The following is a 7685-nucleotide window of genomic DNA, read 5'->3' as shown; positions in this document are numbered from 1 at the left end:
AGGGGAGGGGGCGCTTCCGAGCGTTGGGGCGGGGGCGCTTCCGAGCCGTTGGGGCGGGGGTGCTTCCGCGTCTTGAGGCGGCCGGGGGTCCGGCTGTGGGCGGGGCCGGTCGGGGCCGGGCGGCAAGGGGTCGGCTCCGACCGGTGCCGGTCGGACCCAATGCGCGGCCTCAGCTCCGGGCCTCAGCCTCAGCCCTCAACCCGCTGCTCTCTCAGCCCTCAGCCAGGACGAACGTCGTACGGGCCGCCTCCAGACCCGGCACCTTCGCCTCGATCTCATACCTGCCGGCGGGCACCTTGGCCGAACTCGGCGTGGCGCACTGCGGGCCGCTGGCCCGGCGGTCCCACTCGATGATGCGCTGCACGGAACCCTTGGCCGGCACCTTCAACAGCGCGGGCGCGGTGCCCGACGGGCAGTCGTTCGAGGCCCACACCCGTTCGTCGCCCGCGGCATCGCTGATGGTGAGCACCGCGGCCTTCTGCCCGAGATCCACTTTGCAGGCCACCCCGGCCGCGTTCTCGATCGTCAGCTCGAACTTCGGCCGGGTACCGGACGCATAGGAGTGCTTGACACTACGAAGATCCAACTCGGCCTCACCGGAAACACAGTTGGGGAGCGAGGAACCGGCCACGACGGCGTTCTTACCGGAGCCCTGACCGATCGGCCCGCTCCCTGAACCGGAACCACCGGATCCTCCGCTGCCGCCGGAACTTCCACTGCCACCACCCGCGGCGCCCGACCCACCGGAACCGGAACCCGATCCCCCGTCGTCGCCCGACTCATCGCGCCCGCCCGGCTTTTGGTCGTTCACCGGCCCGCTGGCGGAGGGGCCAGGCGTGATGGACGTCGCGGGACCCTTGCCGTGCGATCCCTTGCCCTCATCGCCGCCCTCACCGCCAGCCCCGCCCCAGTTGACGGCCCACACCACCAGGAGGGCGAGCAGGACGACGATGGCCAGCGCAACGGCCCTCCGCCGCCAGTAGATGGAGGAGGGAAGCGGCCCGATCGGATTGCGCAGTGATCCCACGCGGAAACTCTACGAGAGATCGCCCCCCGCACCGGCCAGTACCCGCCGCTTCCGACTGCAACTTTTCCCATCATCGGCCCGGAGCGGCCCCAAATCCGGCCCGAAGCCAACCGCAAGCCGGCCCCCCGGCCGCGTTACGGCCCCAACGAGCCTGACGCCCCGCTAACTCTCGCTCTGCTCCACTCCGGCCCTACTTTCGTCAGCCACTCCCCCTGCCGACCGTCAGCAGCAGCACAACCGGACCGCCCCATACGGCCGTTGATCATGAACAGCACCACGCTCCACCGCGCCCTCACCGACCCCGCCCATCACCCCGAGGTCCCCCGGCCTCACCACTCGCCGGGCTGAGCGCCCCCGGGACTCAGCCCCGCGACCACTCCTCCTTGTGGCCGAAGCCCTGGCCGTTGTCGATCAGCCGCAGCCAGTCGGGACGCAGCTCCCAGAGAGTGGTCCGCTCCAGGGCGTCGCGCAGCCGGTCGCTCGCCGCGACGAACGGAAAGCGCTCGACATAGACCTGCCAGCCGACCGCCCGCTCCGCACCGGTCAGCGGGCGGCAGCTCCCCCGGCCCTGAAGCCCCGTCAGGCCGCTCCATTCCTGACCGTCCCGCTGCGCCGTGAACGCGACCCGCGCGCCGGGCTCCGCGAGGGCCCGGCCGTGCCGCGTCGTGGTCGCGGTGACGAAGTACAGCGCGGGCCCGGCACCGGCCTCCAGACCGCCCGTCGCATCGACAGCCCCGCCGGCCCCCACACCCGACACACCGGGCGCACCCAGCCCGCCGGCCTCGTCGACCTCGTCGATTGCGCCGGGCGCCTTGGCCGCGCCGGCCGTGGCGGACCCCTCGGCCCAGTCGGTGACCGGCGCCCCGGTCGCGTACAGCACCGCGCAGGCCTGCGGCCCGTCCTCATCCACGTAGGCGAGCGTCATCGTCGTATGTGCGGCCAGCGCCCGCAGGATCGCCTCCGGGCAGACCGGCCCGGCCGCCGCCGCGGCGCCCGCCCCCGCCGCGTCGCCCACCTCGCCCGCGTGGCCCGTACCTTTCGCCCCGCCCGCCCCGCCCGTGTCGTCCGTGTCGTGCGCGTCGCCCGCTCTGCTCATCTCCGCCATGCCCGCATCCTCGCTTGTTGTCTCCCTGGCCTCGCTTGCCGCCTCCTTCTATTCCAGCAACGATTACGGAGAGTTGCTAGTTCCTGGCGGTGCGTGGCCACCGAGGCGCCGCGCCCGGCCCCCCACATCGCACGCCCCCTCCCCACCCACTGCCGACCCCCGGACGCCAGCCGATCACCCGTTGCCGGGCCACCGACCCCCAGCCGATCGCCCCCACCCCACCGCCGGGCCACCGACCCCAGCCGATCACTCACCAACCACCACGCCTCCCCCATGCCCCGCCCCACCCCTCCCTACCCCCCAGTAGCCCCCGCTCAGGAGCGGTTGGTCGTCCTGCGTGTGGGTGGGCGTGCGGCGGGGCGGGCCCGGTGCGTTTCCTGGGCGCGGCCGGACGTGCCAGGATCGGCATGCCATGACTTCGACGCCTGTCACCACCACTGCCACGACCGCCGCCGCCGAGACCGCTTCCGCCGCCGACGCGGCCGCGGAAGCCGCCGACGGGACCGCGCTGCACGGCCCGGTCACCGACTGGTTCGACGAGCACGCCCGCGATCTGCCCTGGCGCCGCCCCGAAGCGGGCGCCTGGGGCGTGATGGTGAGCGAGTTCATGTTGCAGCAGACCCCGGTCAGCAGAGTGCTGCCGGTGTACGAGCAGTGGCTGGCCCGCTGGCCGCGCCCCGCCGACCTGGCCGCCGAGGCGCCGGGCGAGGCGGTCCGGGCCTGGGGCCGGCTCGGCTATCCGCGCCGCGCGCTGCGGCTGCACGCCGCCGCGTCCGCGATACAGGAGCGGCACGGCGGCGACGTACCGCGTGAGCACGGCCAGTTGCTGGCGCTGCCCGGCGTCGGTGAGTACACGGCCGCCGCGGTCGCGTCCTTCGCGTACGGGCAGCGGCACGCGGTGCTGGACACCAATGTGCGCCGGGTGTTCGCCCGCGCGGTGGCCGGCCGCCAGTACCCGCCGAACGCCACCACCGCGGCGGAGCGCAAGCTCGCCCGTGCGCTGCTGCCCGAGGACGAGCAGCTCGCGGCGCGCTGGGCGGCGGCCACGATGGAGCTGGGTGCGCTGTTGTGCACAGCGCGTACGCCGGAGTGTCACCGTTGTCCGATCGCGGCGCAGTGCGCGTGGCGGCAGGCCGGGTCGCCGGCGCACGACGGTCCGCCGCGGCGTACGCAGACCTATGCCGGTACCGACCGGCAGGTGCGCGGCAAGCTGCTGGCCGTGCTGCGCGAGGCTGTCACGCCGGTGCCGCAGCAGGTGCTGGACGCGGTGTGGGACGAGCCGGTGCAACGGGCGCGGGCGTTGGACGGGCTGGTCTCGGACGGTCTGGTCGAGCCGCTGGGCGGCGGCCGGTACCGGCTGCCGCTGACGTAGCCGGGCTGTCATCTGCACAGGAGCAACGGCTACCGAAGACGCCTGCGCAGGAGCAACAGCTGTCGATGACGCCTGCGCAGGAGCACGGCTGCCGCTGACCTGGCCCGGCCGTCATCTGCGTAGGAACGCGACCGTCACACGTACAAGACCGCGGCCGTCACACACCCAAGACTCCAGCCGCGACCCCCACAGCACCACGCCCGCCACCCCCAGCCCCCACACCCGCACCAAACAGAAGGCGCGGCCGCCCAAGCGGCCGCGCCTCCTCGCGTGACGGTTGGCCGTCTGATGCGGTGTCACCTTTAGGGCAACATGACCGAAAGGTGCTGCGATACGGCCTGAAGAAGGCGCTCGGCGGGCACGGTTGCCGTCGCGTTGCGGCCGATAGGTCTTGTGGCGGGGGTGCTTCTCCCCCCGGAGTATGACGTGCAGAGGTCTGCCGTCCGTCCGAAGTAGGACCCCTGGCGCGCTGTTACACAACCGAGGGTTTTCCGTGCACTCGCTGTGGGGCCGACGCACATTACGTCGCAACACCCCCTCCGTAGCGTCTTCCTCGTGCTGGAGATGACTGCCGGCACGGTCAACGTGGGGAACGAAAGCGGATCGGAGGCGTCGAGATGGCGACCAGCGGCGGCAAGGTACTGGACTTCGAAGAGTACGTTCGTACGCGGCAGGAGGCCCTGCTGCGGAGCGCCCGGCGCCTGGTGCCCGATCCGGTCGACGCTCAGGATCTGTTGCAGACCGCTCTGGTCCGCACCTACGGCCGCTGGGACGGCATCGCGGACAAGTCGCTGGCTGATGCCTACCTCCGCCGCGTCATGATCAACACCCGGACCGAGTGGTGGCGGGCGCGCAAGCTGGAGGAGGTGCCCACCGAGCAGCTTCCGGACGCGAGCGTGGACGACGGCACCGAGCAGCGCGCGGACCGTGCCCTGCTGATGGACATCCTGGGGGTGCTCGCTCCGAAGCAGCGCAGCGTCGTGGTGCTGCGACACTGGGAGCAGATGAGCACGGAGGAGACCGCGGCGGCGCTGGGGATGTCGACAGGTACCGTCAAGAGCACGCTGCACCGTGCGCTGGCGCGGCTGCGTCAGGAGCTTCAGATGCGCGACATCGACGCCCGGATGCTGGAGCGCGGCGAGCGGGAGCGGGAGCGGTGCGCGGCCTGAGGGGCGGCGCACGGCACGCGGGACACGGCACGGCGTACGGCATCACACCAGCTACCAGACGAAAACTATTCTTACCGGTGAAAACGGGCAGAACGACAGGCGCCTTACGGCTCCGGGCTCGACGCGCGACAATCACTTCAGGAACAGCAGCGGGATCAGCGGCTGTGCGAGCAGCACGGTGAGCGGGAGCGGATTGTCCAGGTACAGGTTGACCAGCTACGGGTTGACCAGAGGCGGCGCGGTCACGGCAGGAGTGGCCGCCGTCGGCCTTTTGCTGGCCGGATGCAATCCGGGGGGCGAGGGTGTGCGCAGCGAGGGCTCCGCGACCAGCACCCCGGTGCCCCCCAAGGGCCCGGTGCGCAGCACTCCCAGCCCGTCCTCGACCGCGGACTACAAGAAGGTCGACGCGGTCCAGCTGCTGAAGGACGACCCGAAGGTCGGCGCGTTCGTGAAGAAGTCCCTGGCCAAGCCGTGCGCCGCCGACGAGTACCCGGTCGAGGTGACCTATGCGTCGCTGACCGGCGGCAAGTCCCCCGATGTCATCGTCAACGTCATGACCTGCGCGGATTCCGTCGGGATCGGCTCGTACGTCTACCGCAAGCACAGCGGCACGAAGCTCGGGTATGACAACGTGTACACGAACGAACAGCCGTCGGTCTCGGCCGGGGTCAACAAGGGCGAGCTGGAGGTCTCCAAGCAGACCTATGACTCCGACGACAAGGTGTGCTGCCCTTCCGGTGAGGATGTGATGCCCTACCGCTGGTCGGGTGGCCGCTTCGTCGAGTACCACGGCTATCACACCGACTACAGCAAGACCACCGTCGACGGCGCCACGCCGGACGACGGCACGGGATCGGAGGGTTGAGACAACCGCATGGCCGAGACCCATGTGCTCTTCGTCGAGGACGATGACGTCATCCGCGAGGCCACGCAGCTCGCTCTGGAGCGGGACGGCTTCGCGGTCACCGCGATGCCCGACGGGCTCGCGGGGCTGGAGGCGTTCCGTGCCAACCGTCCGGACATCGCCCTGCTCGATGTGATGGTGCCGGGGCTCGACGGTGTCAGCCTGTGCCGGCGGATCCGCGACGAGTCGACGGTTCCGGTGATCATGCTGTCGGCGCGTGCCGATTCCATCGATGTGGTGCTCGGCCTGGAGGCCGGCGCCGACGACTATGTCACCAAGCCGTTCGACGGTGCGGTGCTGGTCGCCCGGATCCGTGCCGTGCTGCGCCGCTTCGGTCACGCCAGCGGGCCGGAGCGGGGCGGGTCCGCGGCGGCGGAGGCGGACGGTCCCGCCGAGGCGGTGCTGCGGTTCGGTGATCTGGAGGTCGACACCGAGGGCATGGAGGTGCGCAAGGGCGGCCGGAATGTCGCGCTGACGCCCACCGAGATGCGGCTGCTGCTGGAGTTCTCGAACGCGCCGGGCACGGTCCTGTCGCGGGACCGGCTGCTGGAGCGGGTCTGGGACTACGGCTGGGGTGGTGACACCCGGGTGGTGGACGTCCATGTCCAGCGGTTGCGCGGCAAGATCGGCCAGGACCGGATCGAGACGGTCCGCGGCTTCGGATACAAGCTGAGAGGCTGACACCTCCGGTGGTCAGGCTGGCCCTGCGGACGGGGCTGAGATGGAAGCTCAGCGCCGCGATCGCGCTCGTCGGAGCGCTGGTCGCGATCGCGCTGAGCCTTGTCGTGCACAACGCCGCCCGGCATTCCATGCTCGACAACAGCCGGGATGTGCAGATCGAGCGGCTCAACTTCACGCAGAAGATCTTCGAGTCCACCAACCGGCTTCAGTTCGGCGCGAAGATCAATGATCCGTCGCTGCCGCAGCCGCTGCGTGACGAGGTCGCCAAGAACAAGCGCGCCACCTATCTTCAGGACACCGGGCAGACCGCCCCCGAGGTGTGGGCGGCCTCCCCGCTCAGCAACAACCGGGTGCTGTCCATCCACGACAGTTTCCCGGACCGCTTCGCCGTCCTGGACGATCTGGACCAGGCGCTGGTGATCGGCTCGACCGCGGTGGTGGTCGGCGGCTGTGCGCTGGGGGTGCTGGTCGGCGGACGGCTCTCCAAGCGGCTGCGCAAGGCGGCCGCGGCGGCCGGCAAGCTCGCCGACGGCGACACCTCGGTCCGTATCCGCGACGAGGTCGGCAGCGGCCGGGTGCGGGACGAGACCGATGATCTGGCGTGGGCCGTGGATGCCATGTCGGACGCCCTACAGGAGCGGATCGAGGCCGAGCGGCGGGTCACCGCCGATATCGCGCACGAGCTGCGCACTCCGGTCACGGGTCTGCTGACGGCCGCCGAGCTGCTCCCGCCGGGCCGCCCGTCCGAGCTGGTGCGCGACCGGGCGCAGGCGCTGCGCACCCTGGTCGAGGATGTGCTGGAGGTGGCGCGGCTCGACGGCCATGCGGAGCGCGCCGAGCTCCAGGACGTGGTGCTCGGGGAGTTCGTCACCCGCCGGGTGCGGGCCCTGGGCCCGGACATCGTCGTCGACGTCGCGCGGGACGCCGATGTCACTACCGATCCGCGCCGGCTGGAGCGGATCCTCGGCAATCTCATCGCCAATGCGGCCCGGCACGGGCGGCCGCCGATCGAGGTCACCGTCGAGGGCCGGGTGCTGCGGGTACGTGACCACGGTCCGGGTTTCCCCGAGGCGTTGTTGCGGGAGGGCCCGAGCCGCTTCCGTACGGGCAGCAGCGACCGGGCGGGCCGCGGCCACGGGCTGGGGCTGACGATCGCGGCGGGCCAGGCGCGGGTGCTGGGTGCGCGGCTCACGTTCCGCAACGCGGATGAGCTCACGGATGGTTCGACCGGGGCGGTGTCGGTTCTCTGGCTTCCGGAGAATGCCCCTACTAATACGGGGAGCTTTCCGGTTATTCAGCTACCGGAGCGATAGCCCACGTTTTGGCTTTCCCGCCGTGGTGGTTGATCGCCGTTTTTAGCCCGCTTGCGCGGTGCTCCCGCCGTTGCGCCTGCGGCGGGCCGGTCCGCTGCGCGGGGCTGTTGGGGT

The 7685-nt window shown here is 71.3% G+C and carries 7 protein-coding genes; 5 read left to right on the top strand and 2 right to left on the bottom strand.

The annotated features are described in order from the left end of the window. Window positions 1–211: 211 nt before the first annotated feature. Entirely contained in the window at window positions 212–1027 is an 816-nt protein-coding gene (locus AC3EUV_RS37985; RefSeq protein ID WP_432146886.1) for a hypothetical protein, read from the bottom strand. A gap of 361 nt (window positions 1028–1388) precedes the next feature. Then, window positions 1389–2132, bottom strand: a complete 744-nt coding sequence (locus AC3EUV_RS37980; RefSeq protein WP_435604869.1) for a pyridoxamine 5'-phosphate oxidase — start codon at window positions 2130–2132, stop codon at window positions 1389–1391. Between the two features lie 412 nt (window positions 2133–2544). Between AC3EUV_RS37980 and AC3EUV_RS37975 the strand changes: the two genes are divergently transcribed. The 5 genes from AC3EUV_RS37975 to cseC all read left to right on the top strand — a co-directional run bounded on the left by AC3EUV_RS37975 (window position 2545) and on the right by cseC (window position 7571). After that, complete coding sequence (locus tag AC3EUV_RS37975) at window positions 2545–3504, top strand: HhH-GPD family protein (RefSeq protein ID WP_432146884.1); 960 nt, start codon at window positions 2545–2547, stop codon at window positions 3502–3504. 617 nt (window positions 3505–4121) lie between these two features. Next, window positions 4122–4673: a SigE family RNA polymerase sigma factor gene (locus AC3EUV_RS37970; RefSeq protein WP_037743322.1), complete on the top strand. Its 552-nt coding sequence runs from the start codon at window positions 4122–4124 to the stop codon at window positions 4671–4673. 253 nt (window positions 4674–4926) lie between these two features. Next, on the top strand, window positions 4927–5538 hold the full coding sequence (locus AC3EUV_RS37965) for a hypothetical protein (protein WP_432146899.1): 612 nt from the start codon (window positions 4927–4929) through the stop codon (window positions 5536–5538). 9 nt (window positions 5539–5547) lie between these two features. Beyond that, complete coding sequence (cseB, locus tag AC3EUV_RS37960; RefSeq protein ID WP_432146883.1) at window positions 5548–6258, top strand: two-component system response regulator CseB; 711 nt, start codon at window positions 5548–5550, stop codon at window positions 6256–6258. A gap of 8 nt (window positions 6259–6266) precedes the next feature. Further along, complete coding sequence (gene cseC, locus AC3EUV_RS37955) at window positions 6267–7571, top strand: two-component system sensor histidine kinase CseC (protein WP_432146882.1); 1305 nt, start codon at window positions 6267–6269, stop codon at window positions 7569–7571. Window positions 7572–7685: the final 114 nt, after the last annotated feature.

The sequence above is a fragment of the Streptomyces sp. bgisy130 genome, assembly GCF_057708345.1.
This window is presented reverse-complemented; position numbering and strand designations above follow the sequence as displayed.